This window comes from Demequina sp., assembly GCF_047975725.1.
Classification (GTDB): Bacteria; Actinomycetota; Actinomycetes; order Actinomycetales; family Demequinaceae; genus Demequina.
On the sequence record NZ_JBKEED010000030.1, the window covers coordinates 115,491 to 137,858 of the forward strand.

General features: G+C 69.1%; 26 protein-coding genes. 6 read left to right on the forward strand and 20 right to left on the reverse strand.

Features of this window, described 5'->3' with window-relative positions; translation table 11 throughout:
• Nucleotides 1-197 precede the first annotated feature (197 nt).
• From ACK5NO_RS10980 to ACK5NO_RS11000, 5 genes are all read right to left on the reverse strand, one after another.
• The gene (locus ACK5NO_RS10980; protein WP_416812717.1) at nt 198-899 is read right to left on the reverse strand and encodes a uridine kinase; all 702 of its coding nucleotides are present in this window, start codon (nt 897-899) and stop codon (nt 198-200) included.
• Between the two features lie 3 nt (nt 900-902).
• Nucleotides 903-1,604, reverse strand: a complete 702-nt coding sequence (purQ, locus tag ACK5NO_RS10985) for a phosphoribosylformylglycinamidine synthase subunit PurQ (RefSeq protein ID WP_416812718.1) — start codon at nt 1,602-1,604, stop codon at nt 903-905.
• A complete protein-coding gene (gene purS / locus ACK5NO_RS10990) occupies nt 1,604-1,852 on the reverse strand; it encodes a phosphoribosylformylglycinamidine synthase subunit PurS (protein WP_416812719.1) in 249 nt (82 codons plus the stop codon). Before purS ends, purQ begins: the two co-directional genes overlap by 1 nt.
• 18 nt (nt 1,853-1,870) lie before the next feature.
• Nucleotides 1,871-2,317, reverse strand: coding sequence for a septum formation family protein (locus ACK5NO_RS10995; protein ID WP_416812720.1), 447 nt, complete (start codon nt 2,315-2,317; stop codon nt 1,871-1,873).
• A gap of 81 nt (nt 2,318-2,398) precedes the next feature.
• Nucleotides 2,399-2,890, reverse strand: coding sequence for a hypothetical protein (locus ACK5NO_RS11000; RefSeq protein ID WP_416812721.1), 492 nt, complete (start codon nt 2,888-2,890; stop codon nt 2,399-2,401).
• Nucleotides 2,891-3,050: 160 nt separating this feature from the next.
• On the opposite strand from ACK5NO_RS11000, the gene ACK5NO_RS11005 reads away from it, so the two are divergent.
• Nucleotides 3,051-3,773, forward strand: a complete 723-nt coding sequence (locus ACK5NO_RS11005) for a trimeric intracellular cation channel family protein (RefSeq protein WP_416812722.1) — start codon at nt 3,051-3,053, stop codon at nt 3,771-3,773.
• 19 nt (nt 3,774-3,792) lie between these two features.
• Here ACK5NO_RS11005 and ACK5NO_RS11010 read toward each other — a convergent pair whose 3' ends face one another.
• The 14 genes from ACK5NO_RS11010 to ACK5NO_RS11075 all read right to left on the reverse strand — a co-directional run bounded on the left by ACK5NO_RS11010 (nt 3,793) and on the right by ACK5NO_RS11075 (nt 17,083).
• The gene (locus ACK5NO_RS11010) at nt 3,793-4,689 is read right to left on the reverse strand and encodes a phosphoribosylaminoimidazolesuccinocarboxamide synthase (RefSeq protein WP_416812723.1); all 897 of its coding nucleotides are present in this window, start codon (nt 4,687-4,689) and stop codon (nt 3,793-3,795) included.
• A complete protein-coding gene (gene purD, locus ACK5NO_RS11015) occupies nt 4,689-5,957 on the reverse strand; it encodes a phosphoribosylamine--glycine ligase (RefSeq protein ID WP_416812724.1) in 1,269 nt (422 codons plus the stop codon). The genes ACK5NO_RS11010 and purD overlap by 1 nt, the downstream gene beginning before the upstream one ends.
• Before the next feature lie 177 nt (nt 5,958-6,134).
• Nucleotides 6,135-7,433 carry an adenylosuccinate synthase gene (locus ACK5NO_RS11020; protein ID WP_416812725.1) on the reverse strand — a complete coding sequence of 433 codons (1,299 nt, stop codon included), beginning with the start codon at nt 7,431-7,433 and terminating at the stop codon, nt 6,135-6,137.
• 141 nt (nt 7,434-7,574) lie between these two features.
• Complete coding sequence (fbaA, locus tag ACK5NO_RS11025; RefSeq protein WP_416812726.1) at nt 7,575-8,594, reverse strand: class II fructose-bisphosphate aldolase; 1,020 nt, start codon at nt 8,592-8,594, stop codon at nt 7,575-7,577.
• A gap of 93 nt (nt 8,595-8,687) precedes the next feature.
• Nucleotides 8,688-9,347 carry a metal-dependent transcriptional regulator gene (locus tag ACK5NO_RS11030; RefSeq protein WP_416812727.1) on the reverse strand — a complete coding sequence of 220 codons (660 nt, stop codon included), beginning with the start codon at nt 9,345-9,347 and terminating at the stop codon, nt 8,688-8,690.
• Complete coding sequence (locus ACK5NO_RS11035) at nt 9,314-10,204, reverse strand: metal ABC transporter permease (RefSeq protein ID WP_416812728.1); 891 nt, start codon at nt 10,202-10,204, stop codon at nt 9,314-9,316. The genes ACK5NO_RS11030 and ACK5NO_RS11035 overlap by 34 nt, the downstream gene beginning before the upstream one ends.
• Nucleotides 10,201-10,959, reverse strand: coding sequence for a metal ABC transporter ATP-binding protein (locus ACK5NO_RS11040; protein WP_416812729.1), 759 nt, complete (start codon nt 10,957-10,959; stop codon nt 10,201-10,203). Before ACK5NO_RS11040 ends, ACK5NO_RS11035 begins: the two co-directional genes overlap by 4 nt.
• Nucleotides 10,956-11,918, reverse strand: coding sequence for a metal ABC transporter substrate-binding protein (locus ACK5NO_RS11045; RefSeq protein WP_416812730.1), 963 nt, complete (start codon nt 11,916-11,918; stop codon nt 10,956-10,958). The genes ACK5NO_RS11040 and ACK5NO_RS11045 overlap by 4 nt, the downstream gene beginning before the upstream one ends.
• Before the next feature lie 58 nt (nt 11,919-11,976).
• Complete coding sequence (locus ACK5NO_RS11050) at nt 11,977-12,630, reverse strand: TrmH family RNA methyltransferase (RefSeq protein ID WP_416812731.1); 654 nt, start codon at nt 12,628-12,630, stop codon at nt 11,977-11,979.
• Nucleotides 12,627-13,811 (reverse strand): formate-dependent phosphoribosylglycinamide formyltransferase, encoded by a 1,185-nt coding sequence (gene purT / locus ACK5NO_RS11055; protein WP_416812732.1) that lies wholly within the window; start codon nt 13,809-13,811, stop codon nt 12,627-12,629. Before purT ends, ACK5NO_RS11050 begins: the two co-directional genes overlap by 4 nt.
• A gap of 49 nt (nt 13,812-13,860) precedes the next feature.
• Nucleotides 13,861-14,421: a LemA family protein gene (locus ACK5NO_RS11060; protein ID WP_416812733.1), complete on the reverse strand. Its 561-nt coding sequence runs from the start codon at nt 14,419-14,421 to the stop codon at nt 13,861-13,863.
• Between the two features lie 35 nt (nt 14,422-14,456).
• Nucleotides 14,457-15,575: a hypothetical protein gene (locus tag ACK5NO_RS11065; RefSeq protein WP_416812734.1), complete on the reverse strand. Its 1,119-nt coding sequence runs from the start codon at nt 15,573-15,575 to the stop codon at nt 14,457-14,459.
• 51 nt (nt 15,576-15,626) lie between these two features.
• Nucleotides 15,627-16,193, reverse strand: a complete 567-nt coding sequence (gene pyrE / locus ACK5NO_RS11070) for an orotate phosphoribosyltransferase (protein WP_416812735.1) — start codon at nt 16,191-16,193, stop codon at nt 15,627-15,629.
• A gap of 125 nt (nt 16,194-16,318) precedes the next feature.
• Entirely contained in the window at nt 16,319-17,083 is a 765-nt protein-coding gene (locus tag ACK5NO_RS11075; RefSeq protein ID WP_416812736.1) for an SDR family NAD(P)-dependent oxidoreductase, read from the reverse strand.
• Nucleotides 17,084-17,254: 171 nt separating this feature from the next.
• Between ACK5NO_RS11075 and ACK5NO_RS11080 the strand changes: the two genes are divergently transcribed.
• Together ACK5NO_RS11080 and ACK5NO_RS11085 are read left to right on the forward strand one after the other, a co-directional pair.
• Nucleotides 17,255-18,046, forward strand: coding sequence for an exodeoxyribonuclease III (locus ACK5NO_RS11080; RefSeq protein ID WP_416812737.1), 792 nt, complete (start codon nt 17,255-17,257; stop codon nt 18,044-18,046).
• Nucleotides 18,043-18,693, forward strand: a complete 651-nt coding sequence (locus tag ACK5NO_RS11085) for a septum formation family protein (RefSeq protein ID WP_416812738.1) — start codon at nt 18,043-18,045, stop codon at nt 18,691-18,693. Before ACK5NO_RS11080 ends, ACK5NO_RS11085 begins: the two co-directional genes overlap by 4 nt.
• A 40-nt stretch (nt 18,694-18,733) precedes the next feature.
• Here ACK5NO_RS11085 and ACK5NO_RS11090 read toward each other — a convergent pair whose 3' ends face one another.
• Nucleotides 18,734-19,300 (reverse strand): hypothetical protein, encoded by a 567-nt coding sequence (locus tag ACK5NO_RS11090; protein WP_416812739.1) that lies wholly within the window; start codon nt 19,298-19,300, stop codon nt 18,734-18,736.
• A gap of 202 nt (nt 19,301-19,502) precedes the next feature.
• Here ACK5NO_RS11090 and ACK5NO_RS11095 point away from each other — a divergent pair, with 202 nt between their 5' ends.
• From ACK5NO_RS11095 to ACK5NO_RS11105, 3 genes are read left to right on the forward strand one after another with little or no spacing between them, the layout of a single operon-like run.
• Nucleotides 19,503-20,132: a LuxR C-terminal-related transcriptional regulator gene (locus ACK5NO_RS11095; RefSeq protein WP_416812740.1), complete on the forward strand. Its 630-nt coding sequence runs from the start codon at nt 19,503-19,505 to the stop codon at nt 20,130-20,132.
• Entirely contained in the window at nt 20,129-21,304 is a 1,176-nt protein-coding gene (locus ACK5NO_RS11100) for a sensor histidine kinase (protein WP_416812741.1), read from the forward strand. Before ACK5NO_RS11095 ends, ACK5NO_RS11100 begins: the two co-directional genes overlap by 4 nt.
• Complete coding sequence (locus ACK5NO_RS11105) at nt 21,301-22,365, forward strand: hypothetical protein (protein WP_416812742.1); 1,065 nt, start codon at nt 21,301-21,303, stop codon at nt 22,363-22,365. Before ACK5NO_RS11100 ends, ACK5NO_RS11105 begins: the two co-directional genes overlap by 4 nt.
• The last annotated feature ends 3 nt before the right edge of the window (nt 22,366-22,368 follow it).

The window sequence follows — 22,368 nt, forward strand, 5'->3', positions numbered from 1 at the left end:
GGAGCTTCCGGCGCCCTGCCCGTGCCCCTGCCCCTGCCCCTGCCCCTGCCCCTGACAGGTACGAACCACAATCCGCGCGACACGCCGTACGAACGGGCCGGAACCGGCGCATCGGCCGGCGTGTCGGCTCCCAAGTGTTCGGAAGTGTCGGGCGCGGGGCGGGCGCGGGGCGCGGGCGAGAGCGCGCGAGCGCGACCCTAGGACCGCTCGAGCCCCAACGCCGTGACGGGAGCCTCTTCGCCGTCGGCACGGGGCAGCACGCGCGGCCGCGCCGGATCGGTGTTGTCGAGCACCACGGTCGCGCGCTCGCGCGGCCCCACCTCGGAACGGTAGATGAGCTGCCCGTCGAAGTAGCGCCGCTGCAGCGGGTCCTCGGGGTCGCGCTTGAGGCCGTCGCGCTCGACCATCCGGTCGAACCTCACGGAGAACGGCGCCTCCACCCACACCACGGCGTCCCAGTAGTGGGCGAGTGCGGGGTGCTGCATGAACAGGCCGTCCGCGAGCAGCGTCACCGAGTCGCCGACGGTAAACGATGGGACGCCTTCGATCAGCGCGTCGGAGGCAAGGTCGTGATGACGCAACGTCACCGCACGGTCGCCGTCCAGGCTCAACGGGTCGAGCACCTTGGCGATGAAGGCCTGATGGTCGAAACTGTCTTCCCAGAACCCGCGCCCAGAGGTGCGGCCCTGGCGGTAGCGGTGTGCGGCCGGGTGATGGAAGTCGTCGAGGCCGACCTCCACGACGTCACGCCCGCGCTGGCGCATGATCGCGGCGAGCTCGCGCCGCAAGGTGGTCTTGCCGGAAGCATCCGGCCCGTCAATCGCGATCAGCACCGGCCGGCCATGGGGCACTGGCAGTGCGTCGGCGACGGTGCCGATGACCTTCTCGCGGCGACTCATGTGCTACCCCGCGGCCACCAACCGGGAGATCGCCGAGGTGAAGAAGCCCAGCCCGTCCGTGCCACGGCGGCCATTCAGCACCGAGTCGGGACCAAAGCCGGCCTCGACCGCGTGCTCGGGGTGAGGCATGAGCCCCACGACGTTGCCACGCTCGTTGGTGATGCCTGCGATGTCGCGGCGCGAGCCGTTGGGGTTGAAGCCCACGTAGCGGAATGCGACGCGGCCCTCGGCTTCAAGCTCGTCGAGCGTGTGCTCGTCCGCGACGTACTGGCCGTCCTGGTTCTTGAGGGGGACGGTGATTTCCTCGCCCGCCTCGTAGTCGCTAGTCCACGCCGTGGACGCGTTCTCGACGCGCAGCACCTGGTCACGGCAGATGAAGTGAAGGTGCTCGTTCTTGATCATCGAGCCCGGTAGCAGGTGCACCTCGGTGAGGACCTGGAAGCCGTTGCAGATGCCCAGCACCGGCATGCCACCGTTCGCGGCGTCGACCACGCGCTCCATGATGGGCGCAAAGCGGCTGATCGCGCCCGCGCGCAGGTAGTCGCCGTAGGAGAAGCCGCCGGGCAGCACCACCGCATCGACGTCCTGCAACGAGGTGTCGGAGTGGAACAGGTTGACCGACTCGCCGCCCGCCAGACGCACCGCGCGCGCGGCGTCCCGGTCGTCGAGCGAGCCGGGGAAGGTGACGACGCCGATCCGGGCCATCAGTCCACGACCTCCACGGCGACGACGTCTTCGATGACGGGGTTGGACAGCATGGTCTCGGCGGCCTCGCGGGCCTTGCCGAGCAGCTCCTCCGTCACCTCGCCGTCGACCGTCAGCTCGAACCTCTTGCCCTGGCGGACCGAGGCGAAACCCTCGAAACCAAGGCGGGGAAGGGCGTTACCCACTGCCTTGCCCTGGGGGTCAAGAATCTCGGGCTTGGGCATCACGTGGACGACGATCGTGGGCATGTGCGGCAGTCTACCGGCTCAAGCAGCGGCGCCCTTGAGGCTTCCGGTGAGCTTCTCGTCCACCTCGCCCAGCAGCATGCACGCCACCTGGCGGTCGCCCATGTCCCACGAGGACTGGGTCGGGTACGTGAACGAGTAGTAGTACCGCGAGTCTTCGTACGCCACGCCCACGTAGGACTCGTAGTTCTCGCGGCAAGCCGCTTCTGCCTGCGCCTCGGCGTCGGCCGGCAGGTCACCCTCGGGCAGGTCGAGCACGAAGTAGACCTCCGCATCGTGTTCCTCTGCGCAGTCGACAGTAGGCAGCGCGCCCACCTCGGTCTCCGTCTCGGTGTCGAACGCCTCCGTGTTGACGCATTCACCCACGGAGACCTGGAGTTCCTCGACGGTCGCCCCTCCCAACAGCGAGCATCCGCTCAGCGCGAAGACGGCTGCGACAGGGGCAATCAGAACACGACGAATGCGCACGAGCATTCCTTTCCAAGAGTGAGGGTCGCCCGAAATCTAGCAGTCACACGCACGCGTGAATAGAGGCACTTTCCAGCGGTGTCAGCACACCCACTGGTATACGAGTTCGGTGGTCGTCAGCCACGTGTCCAGTTCGCCGTTGTCCGACACCCAGTAGGCGTGTCCGCCCTGGTAAATGGTCAGGGTTCCCGTGTCGTCGCCTTCTTCGGGCGCCACCACCGCTCGCAGGGCCGATGCGCGCGCAAAGCCCAGCGCCGCCCCGTCCAGTTCCAGCGGCGCGGCAGCGGTGGCCGGGTCAGGGAAGGTCGCGAGACCCGCGGGCGTGTAGGGGAAGTACTCGGTGCCCTCGAAGTCGAGCACCTCGTTGCCACAGGCCGGGTAGTAGGTGACGTCGCGCACCACTCGTTCTTGCTCGCCCGGGTAGCCCAGGTCGAGTTCCGCGTCCCATTCCAGCGGCCCGCTGGGCCACACCCCACCCGCGCCAGCATGGGTGCCCGAACCGGCGCAGCCGGCCACCATGGCCAGGCCCGCCACAGCGCAAGCCGCGGCGGTGGCGGATCTCAACACGCGCATCGTCCCTCCCTCTCCGTGACCGCCCCCGTCAAATGGATCCATTTTCATCGTCAGGATCCGGCGAATCCCCGTCAAATGGATCCATTTGACGGGAAGGGGGTGAGGTCACAGGTATGACGGCCCGCACGAGCGAACCGTTGGGTGAGATTACGCTTGCGACGTGCTTTCGCTCACGCTTGATACGCCCGAACTGATCGACTCGGCGCTGGAGACCCTGCGCGCGATGCTCGAGTACACGGGCACCGTCGCCTTCGCGATCTCGGGTGCGGTGGCCGCCGGGCGCAAGCGCATGGACATCGTGGGCGCAGTGGTGCTCGCTTGCATGGTCGCGGTCGGCGGCGGAACCTTGCGCGACGTCCTTCTCGACGTGCCCGTCTTCTGGATGGAAAGCCCCAGCTACTTGGTCGTGGGCGCGGTGACGGGCCTGGCCGTGGCGCTCATCGCGCGCTGGCACCCGCCGGACCGGCTCGACCGCTACCGGATTGTCCAGCTCACCGACTCCGCGGGCCTCGCGGTCTTCGTCGTGGTGGGCGCGGGCGTCGCGGTCGACGCTGGCGCCTCGATCGGGACCGCCGCCGTCATGGGCGTCATCACCGGCGTGGGCGGCGGCATCATCCGCGACATGCTCGCCAACGACGTCCCGGACGTGCTGCGCAACGGCCAGTTCTACGCGACCGCGGCCCTCGCCGGCGCGACCCTGTACGGCGTGCTCATGGCGCTCGACGTCCATCGCACCATGGTGATCTGGGCGCCCATCGCACTCATTCTTGCGATCCGCCTCGCCTCGTTGAAGTTCGGCTGGGGCGTGCCGACCATCGGCGGCAAGCCGGTTGACCTCGACTGGCACGAGCACCACACGGACGGCGAGGCGCCCCGGATTTAGCGCCGACGCGCCGGCTGGCTCAGTTCTTCGCGAGCCGGTCGTAGGCCTCGAGATAGCGCTGCCGAGTGCGCTCCACGACGTCCTCCGGCAGGGCAGGCGGCGGGACATCCGACGCCTTGTCCCAGCCAGAGGCGGGCGAGGTGAGCCAGTCGCGCACAAACTGCTTGTCGAAGCTGGGCTGAGCGCGGCCCGGCTGCCACTCGTCGGCGGGCCAGAACCGGCTCGAATCAGGCGTGAGGACCTCGTCGGCGAGCACAATGGCGCCGTCCGCGTCGCGACCAAACTCGAACTTGGTGTCCGCGAGAATCACCCCGCGCGTCGCCGCGAGTTCGTGGGCGCGCGAGTACACGGCAAGCGTGAGGTCACGCAGCGCGGTCGCATCCTCGAGCCCGATGCGCTCGACCACCTGCTCGAAGCTGATGTTCTCGTCGTGCTCGCCCACATCCGCCTTCGCGGCCGGCGTGAAGATCGGCTCGGGCAGCTTGGAGCCATCCTCGAGACCCTCGGGCAGCGGGATGCCGCACACGGTGCCGTGCTCGCGGTATTCGACCAGCCCGGAGCCGGTCAGGTATCCGCGCGCCACGCATTCGATGGGGAACATGTCCAGGCGCTTGCACACCATCGCGCGGCCCTCGACCTCGGCGGGCACGGGAGCCTCGACGGTGTGGTTCGCGACGATGGGAGCGACCTGGTCGAACCACCACAGGCTCAGGCCGGTCAGCACGCCGCCCTTGCCAGGGATCTCGGTGGGCAGCACCCAGTCGTACGCGCTGATCCGGTCGCTCGCGACCACGAGCACCACGTCGCCGCGTGGGTGCGGCTCGACGGGCTCGTACAGGTCGCGAATCTTGCCCGAGTACACGTGGCGCCAGCCGGCGAGCTCGGGCGCCGTGGGTGGCGTGACGTGCCCGGGCATCAGCCCTGCTCGGCTTCCGCGACGGCGAGCGCGATATCGCTGCGGTGGTGAGATCCCGCCAGGCCGATGCGCCCGAGGGCTTTGTACGCCGTCACCCTGGCTTCACTGAGGTTGGCACCCACGCCGACGGTGCACAGTACGCGGCCGCCAGAGGCGACCAGCGCGCCGTCGCTGTCAAGGGCGGTGCCGGCGTGCAGCACGTGAGCGCCCGCCACCTCCTCGGCCTGCGCGGTGCCCGTGATCGGGTCGCCGCTGCGCACGTCCTCGGGGTAGCCGTGGGCGGCGAGCACCACGGTCACGGCGGCGTTGTCGCTCCACGTGAGCGGGGGAAGTTCTGCCAGACGGCCCTCGGCCGCCGCGAGCAGCACGCCCGCGAGGGGGGTCTCGAGGCGCGCCAGCACCGATTGCGTCTCGGGGTCACCAAAGCGCGCGTTGAACTCGACGACCCGCAGGCCCTTCGAGGTCAGCGCGAGGCCGCAGTACAGCACACCCTGGAACGGGGTGCCGCGGCGGGCCATCTCGTCGACCGTGGGCTGGGCGACGGTGCGCACCACCTCCTGGACCAGACCCTCGGGCGCCCACGGCAGCGGCGAGTACGCGCCCATGCCGCCTGTGTTGAGACCCTCGTCGCCGTCGTAGGCACGCTTGAAGTCTTGGGCGGGCTGCAGCGGGACCACGGTCTCGCCGTCGCAGATGCAAAACAGGGACACCTCGGGGCCGTCGAGGTACTCCTCGACAACGATCGTGCCGCCCGCGCCCAGGATCGCGTCGCCGTGCGCGGTCGCCTCGAGCAGGCTGTCGGTCACCACCACGCCCTTGCCCGCGGCAAGCCCGTCGTCCTTGACCACGTAGGGGGCGCCGAACTCGCCGAGCGCCGCTGCGAGCGATGCGGCATCGGTGCACACGCGCGGAGCCGCCGTCGGCACGTTCGCGGCCGCCATGATCTCCTTCGCGAAGGCCTTGGAGCCTTCCAGCATCGCGGCCTGGCCGGAGGGACCAAAGCAGGGGATGCCCGCCTCGCGTACCGCGTCCGCGACGCCAGCGACCAGCGGAGCCTCGGGCCCGACGACGACCAGGTCGGCACCCACTTCCCGCGCGAGCGCCGCTACCGCCGCGCCGTCATTCGCGTCGCCCTGGTGCAGCGTCGCCAACGCGCCGATGCCGGGGTTGCCCGGGACCGCATGCAGTTCAGTGACGCTGGGGTCAAGGTGGAGTGAGCGGGCGAGCGCGTGCTCGCGGGCTCCTGAGCCGACGATCAGTACCTTCACGCGAGCGAGTCTAGCGACCGCACACGGCTCAGCCGATGGCGCCTGTGGCCGTCGCGGTCGAGTGGCACGGTGGCGCATTCGAGTCGGCGCGCCTGTACCGGCACAGCTCAGGCTCCGCCGATGCCGTGACCCGATGGATCGCGACGCTCGGCAGAGCCTGAGTGGGGAAACTACGCCTTAGGCGCCGCGGGCGTGCAGCAGGTCGTGGTTGACGATGATCTCGTCGCGGCCGGGGCCCACGCCAATGGCGCTGATGCGGCAGTTCGAGATCTTCTCCAGTGCGAGCACATAGTCCTGCGCCGTCTGGGGAAGGTCCTCGAAGGAGCGGGCCGCCGAGATGTCCTCGGTCCAACCGGGCAGGTACTCGTACACGGGCGTCGCCGCGGCAAAGGCCGCCTGGTCCTGGGGAAGCTCGTCGTAGCGCACACCATCGACGTCGTAGGCCACGCACACGGGAATCTGCTCAAGCCCGGTGAGGACATCGAGCTTGGTGAGCACCAGGTCGGTGAGCCCGTTGATGCGTGCCGCGTAGCGAGCGATCACCGCGTCGTACCACCCGCATCGGCGCTGACGGCCCGTGGTGGTGCCGAACTCGCGGCCCACGCGCGCCAGGAACTCGCCGTTCTCGTCGAACAGCTCGGTCGGCATGGGCCCCTCGCCCACGCGGGTCGTGTAAGCCTTCACGATGCCAATGACGGAGTCGATGCGGGTGGGGCCCACGCCCGATCCGGTGCACGCGCCACCGGCCGTCGCGGACGACGACGTGACGAACGGGTACGTGCCGTGGTCGACGTCAAGCATGGTCGCCTGGCCGCCCTCGAACAGCACGGTTTCGCCACGGTCGAGCGCCTGGTTGAGCACCAGTGCCGTGTCGGTGACCATCGGCTCGAGGCGGTCGCGGTACTGCAGCAGCTCGTCCGCGACCTCGTCGACGGAGATGGCGCGGCGGTTGTAGACCTTCACGAGCAGGTGGTTCTTCTGCTCGAGCGAACCCTCGATCTTGTCGCGCAGCAGCTGCTCGTCGAACAGGTCTCCCATGCGGATGCCAAGACGGTTGATCTTGTCCGCGTACGCGGGGCCAATGCCGCGACCGGTCGTGCCGATCTTGCGCTTGCCAAGGAAGCGCTCGGAGACGTTGTCGAGCGTGCGCGCATACGGGGCAATCACGTGCGCGGCGTTCGAGATCAGCAGCTTCGACGGGTCGACGCCGCGCTCGATGAGCGCATCGATCTCCTGGAACAGCACGGAGATGTCGACCACCACGCCGTTACCGATCACGGGAATCACGTCCGGCGTCAAAATGCCCGAGGGGAGCAGGTGCAGGGCGAACTTCTGGTCGCCAATCACCACCGTGTGACCGGCATTGTTGCCGCCGTTGAACTTCACCACATAGTCGACGCGGCTTCCCAGCACGTCGGTGGCCTTGCCCTTACCTTCGTCGCCCCACTGGGCTCCGACGATCACCACTCCGGGCATCGTGCCCTCTCCCCTCCCCCCGGTCCTTGCCGGGGGCTCTGGTTCCGTCCTGACGAGCGCTGCACGCGCATCGGCCGGGACGTACGCGAGCCCCGATCAGTCGTCCGACCGATCGGGGCTCGCGCCTGCCGAATATCGGACTTAGATCTTCTTACCAGCGGAACCGAGCTGCTCGCAGGCCTCGACAATGCGAGCGGCCATGCCGGCCTCGGCGAGCTTGCCCCAGGCGCGCGGGTCGTAGGCCTTCTTGTTGCCCCACTCACCGTCGACCTTGAGGACGCCGTCGTAGTTCTTCATCATGTGGTCGACCACGGGACGCGTGTAGGCGTACTGGGTGTCCGTGTCGATGTTCATCTTGACCACACCGTGGCTGACCGCGGTCGCGATCTCCTCGGCGGTCGAGCCGGAGCCACCGTGGAAGACCAGGTCGAACGGCTTGTCCTTGCCGAACTTCTCGGCAGCAGCCGACTGGATGTCGCCGAGGATCTCGGGACGCAGCTTGACGGCGCCGGGCTTGTACGCGCCGTGCACGTTGCCGAAGGTCATGGCGGTCAGGTAACGGCCCTTCTCGCCAAGGCCCAGACGCTCGATGGTGGCGATGCCGTCCTCGGGGGTCGAGTAGAGCTTGTCGTTGACCTCGGCCGAGTGGCCGTCCTCCTCGCCACCGACAACGCCGATCTCGATCTCGAGCAGCGTGTGCGCGGCCTGCGAGAGCTCGAGGAGCTCCTCGGCGATCGCGAGGTTCTCGTCCATCGGCACGGACGAGCCGTCCCACATGTGCGAGTTGAAGATGGGGCCGTTGCCCGAGGCGATCGACTCGGCCTCGATCTTCAGCAGCGGCTTGAGCCACTCCTCGAGGTAGACCTTGTGGCAGTGGTCGGTGTGCAGCGCGATGGTCACACCGTACTTCTCCGCCACGACGCGGGCGTAGGCCGCGAGCGCGAGCGAACCGACGACGGCGTCCTTGATGGTGGAGCCGGAAGCGTACTGGCCACCGCCCACCGAAACCTGGATGATGCCGTCAGACTCGGCCTCCGCGAAGCCCTGGATGGCGGCGGTGACGGAGGACGACGAGGTGATGTTGATCGCGGGGAACGCGTAGCCGCCAGCCTTGGCGGCATCAAGCATCGCGGCGTATGACTCGGTGGTGGCGATAGCCATGGGTAACTCCTGAATTTGGACGGATGGAACCGCCGTCCATTCTGTCAGATGTACCCCGGGTACGTCATGGGGCCATTGGTCCCGCTCTGCGCCTCACGCGGGAGCGGTGAGGATTTGACTGGCGGCGGGCAGTCCCAAGGTCACGGTGGCGCCGTTCACGTCGAGTTCGATGACCCCAACGACGGCCCGACGCGCCCGCACTGTCAGTTCGGCGCCGATCTGCAGGGAAACCTCGGCAAGGTGGCGCAACAACTCGGGGTCGTCGTCCCACACGCGAGCGACGCGCACTCGGACGCCTTCAGCCACCTGGTCGAGGGGCAGGTGACGTTCGACGGGCAGGGTGCCGTCGGCGGCAGGGATCGGGTCCCCGTGCGGATCGTGGGTGGGCGAGCCGAGCTTGAGCGCGAGCCGCTCGACGAACTCGTCGGACACGGCGTGCTCGAGTACCTCGGCCTCGTCGTGGACCTCGTCCCACCCGTACCCGAGGTATTCGACGAGGAAGGTCTCGACCAGCCGGTGCTTACGGACCGTGGCGAGCGCGATGACCCGGCCCTCATCGGTCAGGGAGATGGAGCCGTACTTGACGTGCGTGACGAGCCCGGAGTCCGCGAGCTTGCGCACCAACTCCGACACGGATGAGGGCGCGAGCGCCAGGCGCGACGCGAGCACGCTCACGGTGACGGGAGCGTCGGACCATTCGGCCGCGTTCCAGATCGCCTTCAGGTAGTCCTGCGTGGTGCTTTCCGTTGCCACTTGCTTGCTCCCCGCCGCGACGTGAGCCACTTGCCAAGCAGGCCGTGGCGCGGGCTGAAGAGGTAGACCAGGGCGAACACGCAGCCCTGCACCACCACCACCAGACCGCCCGAGGCCGCATCGAGCCAGTAGCTGAGGTAGATGCCAAGGATCGAGCATAGTGACGAGATCAGCGGAGCGAGCCACAGCATGCGGGAGAACCGGTCGGTCAGCAGGTACGCGGTGGCGCCCGGAATGATCAGCAGCGCGACCACGAGCACCACCCCCACCACCTGGAGCGCGACCACCGACACCACGGCAAGCAGGCCCAGCAGGATCGACCCCAGCACCCGCGGCGACAGCCCGATGGCACGGGCGTGCACCGGGTCGAAGGCGTACAGCGTCAGGTCGCGGCGCTTGATCACCAGCACGGCGAACGCGATGGCCGCGAGCACACAGATCTGCCACAACTCGGATGCGGACACCCCCAAGATGTTGCCGAAGATGATGTGGGTGAGGTCGGTGGTGCTGGGGGTGACGGACACCAACACGAGCCCCAGCGCAAACAGGGTCGTAAACACGATGCCGATCGCCGCGTCTTCCTTGACCCGACTGGTGCCCCGCACCACCCCGATGAGCACCACGGCCAGCAACCCAAAGGCGAGCGCACCGAGCGCGAACGGCGCCCCGATGATGTACGCGAGCACCACGCCCGGCAGCACCGCGTGGGACACCGCGTCTCCCACGAGCGACCAGCCCACGAGCACCAGCCAGCAGGACAGCAACGCGCACACCGCGGCAGCGATGACGGTCACCACGAGCGCCCTCACCATGAAGTCGTACTGGAGCGGCTCGACGAGCAGGTCCACGATGCTCATGCCGCCCCCTCCTGCGATCCCCACTCCATGCCGAACGCACGGGTGAGGTTCTCCGGCGCGAGCGCCTCGGCCACGGAGCCATGAAAGAGAGTGCGGCGCAGCAGCAAGATGGCGTCGTCGGCGAGCGCGGGCAGGGCGTGCAGGTCGTGGGTCGACACCAGCAGCGTGCGACCCTCGGCGGCGAGTTCGCGCAGCAGCGTCACCATCGTCGCCTCCGAACGCTTGTCGACGCCAGCGAAGGGCTCGTCGAGCAGCAACAGTCCTGCTCCTTGAGCAAGGCCTCGCGCGACGAAGGCGCGCTTGCGTTGCCCGCCCGACAAGCGCCCGATCTGGCGACCGGCCAGGTCGGTGAGCTCGACCCTGGCGAGTGCCTCGTCAACCGCCGCGTGGTCCACGGCACGCGGCCGGCGCATCGGCCCCATCGAGCCGTAACGGCCCATCATCACCACGTCGCGCACGGATAGCGGAAAATCCCAGTCGACCTCCTCCGTCTGTGGCACGTACGCGATGGCCGAGCGGGCGCGGGCGCGCGCGGCGTCCTCGCCGTCGACCCGCACGGTGCCGTACTGCGGCCGAACCACCCCCATCACCGTCTTGAACAGCGTCGACTTGCCCGAGCCATTCATGCCGATCAGCCCCGTGACGCGCCCGCGCGCGAGCGTGAGCGAACAGTCCTCGAGGGCGGGGACGTCGCCGTACGCGACACTCACGCCCTGGACGTCCAGGGCAGCCGATGCGGCGGCAGCGTTCGTCACGGCGTTCCACCCGTGAGCGACTCGGCAATCAGCTCCGCATCGTGCCTGATCAAGTCCAGGTAGGTGGGCACGGGGCCGTCTGCAGTCGACAGCGAGTCCACGTAGAGGGTCCCGCCAAACGTCGCGCCGGTGGCCTCCACCACCTGCTGCATGGCCGTGTCCGAGACGGTGGACTCGCAGAACACGGCAGGCACGTCGCGCTCCTTGACCTGCTCGATGGCGGCCGCGATCTGCTGCGGCGTCGCCTGCTGCTCGGCGTTGACGGGCCAGATGTAGACCTCCTCCAGCCCCGTGTCGCGCGCGAGATACGAGAACGCCCCTTCGCAGGTGACGAGCACGCGCTGAGCGTCGGGAATGGTCTCGATCGCGGCGCGCAGTTCGTCACCCACCTCGCGTAGTTCGCGCTTGTAGGCCTCGCCCCGCGCGGCGTAGTCGGCGGCGTTGTCGGGGTCGAGTTCGGAGAAGGCGCCGATCATCTCTCCCACGTAGGCCTGCGCGACGTAGGGGCTCATCCACGCGTGCGGGTTCGGGCGCCCCTCATAGGCGTCAGAGGCGATGTCGATGGGCTCGATGTCGCGCGACAGGTCCACATGGGGCGCATCGACGGACTGAATGAACTGGTCGAACCATGCCTCAAGCCCCAGCCCGTTGTCGAGGATGAGGTCCGCCTCGGCGGCCTTCGCGATGTCCCCCGGAGTGGGCTCGTAGCCGTGGATCTCCGCGCCTTCCTTGGTGATCGACTCGACCGTGAGGTCGTCGCCGGCCACCTCGCGCGCCATGTCAGCGATCACCGTGAAGGTCGTCAGCACCAGCAGGTCGCCGTCGCTCGCGCCGGCCTGGTCGCCGGAGCCGTCCGGTGCGCTCGAGCTGCACGCCGTCAACGCCAGCAGGACGGCCGATGCGGCGGCTGAGTTCGCGAGAACCGCTGACTTCGCGAGAAACCGGGGAGTTTTCGGCATGCCGAAAACTCTAGTCGCGGCGGACAGAAAAGCAAGGTCCGGGACGGGCCGAGTCGGCTCAGGCGTGCCCCGCCGCGATGTCGCCGTGTCGGGAGACCCACGCGTGCATCGCGATCGCGGCGGCGGCGCCCGCGTTGATCGAGCGCGTCGAGCCGTACTGCGCGATGGCCAGCGTCGCATCGGCGGCCTCCCGGACCGCGTCGGTGAGCCCGACGGACTCCTGCCCAAAGACCAGCACGCACTCACGCGGCAAGGCGTACGTCTCCAAGGGCACCGAGCCGGGAAGGTTGTCGATACCGATCACCGGCAGCCCCGCGCCGTGCGCCCAGTTCACAAACTCCTCGACCGTCGGATGGTGGCGTACGTGCTGGTAGCGGTCGGTCACCATCGCTCCGCGGCGGTTCCAACGCCGGTTGCCCACGATATGCACCTCACGAGCCGCGAAGGCATTGGCGGTGCGCACCACCGAGCCGATGTTGAAGTCGTGCTGCCAGTTCTCGATGGCAATGTGGAACGGGTGCCGCAGTGCGTCGAGGTCCGCGACGATCGCCTCGTGCCGCCAATACCGATAGCGGTCCACGACGTTGCGGCGGTCGCCCTCGCGCAGCAGGTCGGGGTCAAAATGCTCGCCTACCGGCCAGGCGGATTCACTGCCGGGCCACGGACCCACGCCGTGCTCGGGGGCGAGGTCGCCTTCGATTAGCTCGCTCACGACAGCGTGACGTCCAGCGCTGCGGCGGCCGCCCGGGCCCGCTCGCGCGCCTGGTCCACGTTGGCGCCGCGCGCGACGGTCGCGGCAATGCGCCGGCGCCCCTCGACGCGGGGCTTTCCGAACAGCCGCACGTCGGACTCGGGCACCGCGAGTGCCGCGTCGACCCCGGCAATGACGGGCACGCCCGAGCCTTCGGCAAGCACCGCGCACGAGGCGGCAGGCGCGGCCTCGACCTCGTCGGGCAGCGCGATGCCGAGGATGGCGCGGGCGTGGAGCGCAAACTCGGAGAGCCGTTGCGACGCAAGCGTCACTAGCCCCGTGTCGTGCGGGCGAGGCGACACCTCGTTGAACAGCACCTCGTCCCCGCGAACAAACAGCTCGACGCCAAACACCCCGTAGCCGCCAAGCGCATCGGTCACCGCGCCCGCGACCTCGCGGGCGCGTGCGAGGGCGGCGTCGCTCATGGGGTGCGGCTGCCACGACTCGCGATAGTCGCCGTCCTCTTGGGTATGCCCCACGGGCGCCAAGAAGGTGGTCCCGCCCGCGTGGCGCACCGTCAGCTGCGTGATCTCGTAGTCGAAGTCGACGAATGCTTCGACGATGAGCCTGCCGCCGGCCGCGCGAGCCCCAGCCGCCGCGTACTCCCAAGCCGCCGCCGCATCGGCCGGATCACGCACGACCGACTGGCCCTTGCCCGACGAGGACATCACGGGCTTGACCACACAGGGCGTTCCCAGGTGCGCGACAGCCTGCTCGAGACCCTCACGCGAGTCGACAAACAGGTACGGCGAGGTGGGCAGGCCAAGGTCCTCGGCCGCCAAGCGGCGAATCCCCTCGCGATCCATCGTGAGCCGCGTCGCCCGCGCGGTGGGAGTCACCGTCGCCTGGCCCGCGGCCTCGACCTCGAGCAGCACCTCGGTCGCGAGCGCCTCGATCTCGGGCACGATCAGGTGGGGGCGAACCTCGGCGATCACCTCGCGCAGCGCGGCCGCGTCGAGCATGTCGAGCACGCGGAAGTCATGGGCGACGTGCATCGCGGGGGCCCCGGGATAGCGGTCAGCCGCGATCACCTCGACGCCGAGCCGCATGAGCTCGATGGCGACCTCTTTGCCCAATTCTCCCGAGCCCAGCAGGAGCACGCGGGTGGCGTGAGGGGTCAGGGGCGTGCCGATCACAGTCATGGCCATAAGTGTGACACCGCCCCGGCGGTGGCCCGCGGGACCGCCTGGGTCAGAAGCTGACGGTCGGTGCCTGCCGGGCGCCGGGGTCGACCACCTCGAAGTAGTCCTCGCGACCAATGTTCATGGTGGACGCGACCAGGTTGGAGGGGAAGGTCTCGACCTTGGTGTTGAGCGCGCGCACGTTGGCGTTGTAGAAGCGCCGTCCCGCAGCGAGCCGGTCCTCGGTGTTGGTGAGCTCGTGTTGCAGGTGCAAGAAGTTCTGGTTGGCCTTGAGGTCGGGGTACGCCTCGGCGACGGCGAACAGTCGTCCCAGCGCCTCCGTCAGCACGTTCTCCTGGCGGGCCTGCTCAACGCGGTTCGCCCCGGGAGCGGCCGCCGTGTCGCGCGCGAGCGTCACTTCCTCGAGGGTGGCCCGCTCGTGCGCGGCATACCCCTTGACGGTCTCCACCAGGTTGGGGATGAGGTCGTGTCTGCGCTGCAGTTCGACGTCGATCTGACGCCACGACTCCTCGACGAGGTTGCGTAGCTTGACCATGGCGTTGTACTGAGCGATCGCCCACACGATCGCGATGACCACAAGCACGCCCAACGCGGCGAAGAACCATTCCATGATGCGAACCCCCTCGTACTGTCCCTGAGTGGGCCCTACGCTAGCGCCCGCGGGGGAGCCTCGTCACGGGGCATCTGCTTCCAGTCCTCGATGCCGTCACCGTCCGCGTCCACCCCCACGCCCGTGTAGCGGCGGCGCGTGAGCGCCCCCGCCTCCGTCGCCCAGGCGGGCCCCGTCATGGGTGGGGTGGGAGCGTGGGCCTCACGCGCATCGGCGATGCTGGCCTTGGGCGAGACCGGCGGGACGGCACGGCCGCCACGGGACGGCGGCTCAACGCCCAGCGGCGACCAGCCCGCCTGCGCCGCCAACTCGGTGGGGCGCCGGGTGGTGAGAGCGCCGGGCTCGGTGGCCCAGGACGGTGCGGACTCGGGCATGCCGTCACGCATCCCCAAGCCCTGCTCGCGGTATTCGCGCAGCACGTGCGCAGGAATGCGCCGCGCGATGCCGGCCACGAGCGCGAGGCGGCGCGCGAGGCCATCGACCTCTTTGCGGCCCAGGCTCCACGTGTAGACCGCCGCACCCTCAATGCGCACGGCCGTTCCCCGCGCGTCGAAGGCGAGCAGGCGCTCGATCATGCGGGCGTCCAGTACCGCGTGCGCGTACCGGGCATCGCTGGCCTTGACCCGCCACAGCTTGTTGAACTCGTGAGACTCGACGTCCACGTCCGTGCCGCCGAGGGCGCGCATGACGGTGGTCGACACGCCCTCGGGCACGATGTCGATGCGCGGCAGCCGCACCGGCAACTCCGCGAGCGTGACCTGGTGGGCCACCGTGACGGCGGTGTCGAGGTCGCGGTCGGTGCGTTCCTCGTACACATGGGCGAAGGTCGCGCAGCGGATTCCGCCAAACTCGCCTCGCACCACCGACTCCTGGCGGCGGCGAATACCCGACGCGAAGGGGTAGGCAGAAAAACGACCCCCGTACTCGGGGGTCGAGGTGAGGTACTCCCAGCCCTGGGCCTCGGCGAAGGTCCGGTACGCGTCGCTCAAGCGGGAGGCCTTGAGCGCATCGGCAATGGTGAAGGCCGCACCCGCTGCGGCGATCGCCGCGCCGAGCGCGAGGACCCAGCCGTAGCCAGAGCCCAGCAGCATCACAATGACTCCGACCGCGAAGGCCGACGTGCCCGTCCAGCGTCCATGCAGGTGGCGCAGCATGCCGCCACCCTACTCGCGGTGAACCCCTCCCGAAAGGGGAAGGATCTCAGGTCAGGACAACCCCAGGTCTTCCAGGCCAAACAGCGACAGGTAGGGCAGGCCCTCAGCCTCGATCTTCTCCCGCGCGCCGGTGTCGCGGTCCACGATGACGGCCACCGCGGCGACGGTTGCGCCGGCCTCGCGGATCGCCTCGACGGCCGTGAGCACCGAGCCGCCGGTGGTCGAGGTGTCCTCGACGGCAACGACGGTGCGGCCCGCGATGTCCGGTCCTTCGATGCGCCGCTGCAGGCCGTGGGCCTTGTTCTCCTTGCGCACCACGAAGGAATCAAGGTCGAGTCCGCGGCTGGCCGCAGCGTGCATGAGGGCGGTCGCGACGGGGTCCGCGCCCAGGGTCAGGCCGCCGACGGCGTCGACGTCAGCGGGCCCGTAACCGGACACCTCGAGGTGGTCGAGCAGCACGTGGCCTACGAGCGGCGCCGCGCGGTGGTGAAGCGTGACGCGGCGCAGGTCGACGTAGTAGTCGGCCTCCTTGCCAGAGGCCAGGGTGATGCGGCCGTGGACCACGGCCAGCTCCTTGATGAGGTCGCGCAGCTGCTCGCGAGGCGTGCCGGAAGTCATGGGGCCGATCCTACCGACCCCCCTTCCCATCAAATGGATCCATTTGGCTCGTTCGGGCAGCCCTCACACCCGGTCAAATGGATCCATTTTCCTTTTTTGGGGGCGGGGAGGGCCGATGCGCTGGCTCAGTCGGGATTGACCGACCGGCTTCTCCTGGTGAGGGCACGCGGAGCCATCTTGAGCAGAGACCCTCCGGCGGCGTAGCGCACCGACGGCGTCACGACGACCGCCTTGCGGCGCACGGCGGCGAGCGCTGATTCCACCACCTGCTCGGGCTCGAGCCACAGATACGAGGGGAAATCGTCGCGCATCTGCGCTAGCTCGGGGGTGTCGTGGAAGTGGGTGCGCACCAGACCGGGCAGCACCGCCGTCGCCGACACTCCCGTGCCCTTGAGCTGGCCCGCGAGCGCCTGGGTGAACTCGACGACCCAGCGCTTGTGCGCGGCATAGGTGGTGTTCGACAGGTGCGCGGCAATGGACGCGACGTTCAGCACGGCACCGTGTCCGCGCGCCACCATCGCCTTGGCGGCGGCCTGCGACAGTTGCAGCGGCGCGGTGACCAGCACGTGAAGCGCGGCCTGCTCCTCTTCCCACGTGGTCTCCAGCAGCCCCTTGCCCAACCCGTAGCCCGCATTGTTGACCAACAGGCTCACAGGGCGGTCCTCATCCGCCAGGCGCTGCGCGACGCTCGCCACACCGTCGGCCTGCGACAGGTCCGCGGGCAACACCTCGACGTTGACCCCGGCGGCACCGCGGATCGTGTGCGCGAGTTCGGAAAGGGAATCGGCATCGCGCGAGACCAACACCACGTCGTGGCGTGCGGTGGCCAACTGCCACGCAAACTCCTCGCCAAGGCCGCGGCTCGCGCCAGTAATAAGTGCGGTCGCCATGCGCTCAGCGTACGCGCCGATGCGCGGGCTGGGTGAGGACCCTACGGGCGCCGGCGTGCGCATCGGCCCTCCCCCGACGAGCCAAATGGATCCATTTGACGGGAAGCGGCCTGCCCGATCACACGCAAATGGATCCATTTGACCGGAGGGGTGGGAGGTAGCGTTGAGGCCATGCGCCTTGCCACCTGGAACGTCAACTCCGTCCGTGCCCGCTGTGACCGTGTCGTGGAGTGGCTGGGCCGCTCCGACATCGACGTGCTCGCCATGCAAGAGATCAAGTGCAAGCCCGAGCAGTTTCCCCGCGAGGCCTTTGAGGCTGCCGGGTATGAACTGGCCATCCACGGGCTCAACCAGTGGAACGGCGTCGCGATCGCCTCGCGCGTGGGCCTTGAAGACGTGCAGGCCACGTTCGCGCAGCAGCCTGCGTTCGGCAAGCCGGGCCAGGAACCGGTCGTCGAAGCTCGCGCGCTCGGTGCGGTGACGGGCGGCGTCCGAGTGTGGAGCCTGTACGTGCCCAACGGCCGCGCACTGGCAGACCCGCACTACGACTACAAACTGTCGTTCCTCGACCGGCTTCGTGAGGCCGCCGCCGCATGGGCCGACGAGCCCACTGCGCTCGTGGGCGACTTCAACGTCGCGCCGCTGAGCACCGACATCTGGTCCGAGCAGGACTCCGAGGCCGAGACCCACGTCACTGCCGAGTCGCGCGCCGCGTTCGCAGCCCTCGCGGACGCCGGCTACGAGGAACTGTCCAGGCGGTTCGTGCCCGACGACAACAAGTACACGTTCTGGGACTACAAGGCCCTGCGCTTCCCCAAGAACGAGGGCATGCGGATCGACTTCATGTGGGCCTCGCGCCCGCTCGCCGACCGTGCGACCGCCCTCGAGATCCAGCGCGACGAGCGCAAGGGCAAGGGCGCCTCTGACCACGTCCCGATCGTGCTCGAGATCGACCCGGCATGAGTGACCAGTTCGCGCCGCCTGGAGGCTCGTACGAGCCCCCGCCATCGCATCGGCCCTCCATCGCGCCCAGCGCGAGCCCTACGGCGGCAGAGCCGAGTCGTCCCACGATGGTGCGCAAGGCCGGCCGCGGCATGACCATCGCCGCGTGGACCGGCATCGCCGCAGGCGTCGCGCTGCTCGGGGGCATTGCCTGGTCCGTCACGCTCAGCGTGCAGGACAACGCCCTCGCACCGGCCGATGCGCGGGCCACTGGCGACTTTGCCGCCATGTCCGTCGTGCCTGGCATGTGCCTCGAGACCCTCGGCGAGGACGGCGCGGTGGGAGGGGCAACGGTCGTCGACTGCGACAAGGCGCATGTGGCCGAGGTGATCAGCGAGGTCCTGTACGCCGAGGCCCGCTTCCCCGGCGACGACGAGATCTCGCAGCGCTCGCTGGAGGCCTGCGCCACGCGCATGGACGGGATTGGGCCCGAGGGTTCGACCTGGACCGCGTGGGTGCCCTCCGCGCAATCATGGGACCGCGGCGACAAGGTGGCGCTGTGCATCCTGGTGCTCGACGGGCCCCAGGAGGGTCGGGTGGGGCCCGATGCGTCGGGCGGCTCGGACGACGAAGGCTCCGTCGACGCCGAGCCCGGCACGGAGGCGTAGGGCCTGGGCGCCTGCGCGCCCGGGCAGTAAGGAGAGCTGGCTAGGCCTCGGGCTGCCGTACTACGCGGGGCGCAGGGATCGCATGGCGAGCCGCGATCGCGGCACTGACCGAGGCGTCGCCCAGGCTCGACAACCATTCCAAGACGCTCGACGGCGTCGACGGGTTGGCCGCAATGAGAGGGCGCAGGGACTCATGCCGCCAGGCGAGCCGAGCCAACTCGTCCCCTGTCGCCAGCGGGTTGACGGCGCGGGCGGCGAGGGCGCGAGTGGCGGCGGTGTCCGTGGGGGGTTCGCGGAAGGCGGGTGCACGACGCACCACCACGGGTTCGGGCTCGCTGGGAACGTGGGCAAGCCTGCGAGAGTCGCGCACCAGCACCACCAGCGCCAGCAGCGGCACCACAGGGGTGAACCACACCAAAGGCGGGAAGAGGACGTCCTCGAACCTTGCCAGGAGTGCGGCTGCCCCGATGAAGGCTGCGGCGCCGATGGCAAGCGCCGCGCGGGTCATGGGGGTGAGTTCCACCCTGGGAAGGAACGAGGATGCCACGACTACCAGGAAGAGAAGGCCGGTGATGACTAGGACGAACTCCTCCGCCGACCAGTACATCGCCCACCCTCCCCGGGGCTTCATGGCAAGGGGGGCGAACCCCTCCTCGACCTCACCATGAGGCTCCCACGCGACCGGGCATCGCGGTATCCCCATTTGTGGGGGGTGAAGATGAACTTTTCGTCTCGCTCGCGGGCTTGGCGCGCCGACCCGGGACCTTGGCGCCGCTAGGGTGAGCGCAGGTACAACCCCAAGGAGCGCCGTGGAGCCGCATCGGATCGCACTGGTCGAGGACCACGCGCTCGTGGCTCGCGGTCTCGAGGCTTTACTCGAGGGCTCTCCCGATCTCGCGCTCGTCGCCACGGCGGAGACCGTGAGCGGCCTGCAGGGCCTTGATCCGGCACCTCGGCTCGTCATCCTCGACCTGCGCCTGGGAGACGGCTCCGATCCCGCCGCGAACGTGGCCGCGCTTCATCGGATGGGCGCGTACGTCCTGATCCACACCGGCGCGGAGGACCGCGCGCTCGTGCAATCGGCGGCGCGCTCGGGGGCACTGGGGCTCGTGCGCAAGTCGTCCGACCCCTCCGATCTGCTCGCCGCGATACGCACTGCGGTGCGTGGCGAGGCGGTGTTCAATGCCGACTGGGCGGCCGCGATCGATGCCGACGCTCACCTCGAGGACGCCCGCCTGTCGGAGCGCGAGCAACAGGTGCTGAGCATGTACGCCTCCGGAGAGACCGCGGCCTCGGTGGCCGATGCGCTCGGCATCAGCCGCGGGACCGTCGCCGACTACGTCAAGGCGATTCGGCGCAAGTACGAGGCTGTCGGCCGCGAGGCCGCGTCCCGAGTCGACCTGTACCGCCGTGCTGTGGAAGACGGCATCCTCGAATGAGCGTGGCCGCCGCTGAGTCGGCCACCGACAAACTCCAGCGCACGCTCTACACCGCGGTCGGGATAGGCGCCGTCGTCTTCGGAGGACTGCTCATGCCCGGCAACGGCGGCTTCATGGTGCAACGCACCATGCTCGAGCCGTGGTTCTGGACCTTTGCCATGGCGGTCGCCCTCGTGCTGCCGGCCTCGCTGACCGTGCTGGCCAACCGCGTGCCGTTGGCGGTGACGAGGACCATCGCGCGTGTGTGCGTGGTGGGTTTCGTCTCTGCGCAGTTGCTGTGGACCACCGCCATGACGGTCGACCAGATGCCCGCGGTGAGCCCTCCCTGGCTGCAAGGTGTGACCGCAATTCCTTGCACGCTCGCGGGCATCACCTGGCGCACCCGGTGGGTGTGGGTCGTGCCCGCGCTCCAGGGGCCACTCGTCACCGGCGTGCAACTACTCGCTGCCGAGACGACCGTCTTGGGCGCCGCCATGGATGGTGTGGGGGCGTTGCTGTTCTGTTCAATTCTGGTGGGGATCGGCCAGGCCATCATCAGCGCGGGCGAGGCTCAAGATGCGGCAGCCGCTCGCGCACGAGAGGCTGCCATGGCCGCTGCCGCCTCTGCCACGGTGGACCGCGAGCGCGCGCGCATCAACGCGATCGTCCACGACGACATCATGTCTGTGCTGCTTGCCGCCGAACGCGACCAGGCCACCCAGGACCTCCCCGCGAAAGCGACCGAAGCGGTCGACGCCATCCACGCACTGGAAGCTCCCGACTCGGGCGCGCGCGCCTACAGCACCGCCGATGCGGCTGCCATGTTGCGAGCCATGGTGGCCGATGCGCGACCCGACACCGTCGCGACTGTCAGCGTGGGAGAAAGCGGCGAGATTCCCGGCCGGGTTGCCTCTGCTGTGGGTGAGGCCGTCGAAGAGGCGTTGCGCAATACTGCGCGCCACGCGGGCGATGCTGCCCGTGTGGAGGTGACCGCGTCCATCACGGCCAGGCGCGTGGTCGTCACGGTCAGCGACGACGGGGCAGGATTTGACCCCCGGCTCGTGGGCCCCACTCGCCTGGGCATCGCGGCTTCGATCGCAGGCCGCATGGCGAGCGTCCCCGGCGGCGCGAGCCGGGTGGACTCGGCGCCAGGAGTGGGTACCAAGGTCACCGTGAGTTGGGATGCGCCGTGAGCACGATCGACAGCGCCAAGGAACCCCGGGCCTCGGCCGCTGCGCGGGCTCGAGACGGCGACGTCTCCGCTCTGCTGCACCTGGGATCGGCGCCCGCCCGTGCGATCGTGGTGCTGTTTGTGACGTCGTGTGCGGTCTTCACGGTGGCAACGTCACACGTCTTGCGTGACCCCTGGCAGTCCTACGTCGCCATGGTGATCGTCAGCACGGCAGGGGTGCTGTTGAGCCGTCCACTCCCCGACCCGTTCCCTCTGCGCGATACCGCCTTCGTCTTTGGTGCCGTGGTGCTGTCGACTGCACTGGTCACGACCAACCTTCCCGACTCCGGGGTGATTGGGCGCGAAACCTGGCACTTGGGGGCCAACACGTGGCTGATGTTCTTCCTCACCCTGAGAAGACGTGCCGCGTGGGCCTGGGCGTCGATGGCGGCCATGTGTGCGATCACGATCGCGTGGACCTTGACGAGTGGGCGCGGGCTCCTCGCGGCGTTCATGATCCTCGACACGCACGTGGGCGTCCTGGTGTGCGCCACGCTGTTTGCGCTGATCCTGCGGCGTACTGCGCGCCGTACGGCGGCGCTTGAGCGTCGGTCGATCGCGGCCGCCGCTGAAGAAGCGCGCACGGCTGCAGCCGCGCAAATCCGGCGCACGCGTGTTGCTGAGCTCGCCAAGCTCGCGGTGCCGCTGCTCACTCGCATCGAGCAAGGCGGACCCTTCTCTGGCGCCGAGCGCCTCGAGTTCCGACTCGCAGAGGCGCGCCTGCGCGACGGTGTGCGGGGCCGGTCACTCATGTTGCCTGCAGTGATCGAAGCGGCGGCAGGGGCCCGGCGGCGCGGCGTTGGTGTGACGCTGTTGGATGACAGGGACGCACTGCCTGCCGATGGCGAGGCGGTGGAACGTATGGTGGGCGCCATCGTCGGAGCATTGGCCTCGGCCGCGGGCGGCAGCGTCACCATACGACTCGTGCCCGCCGGCCGAAGCGCCGCGCTGACGGTCGTCGCCACCGATGGTGACGATGTTCGCCGCACGACGCTCGGGCCCGACGGGCACGAGATCGCGTAGAGC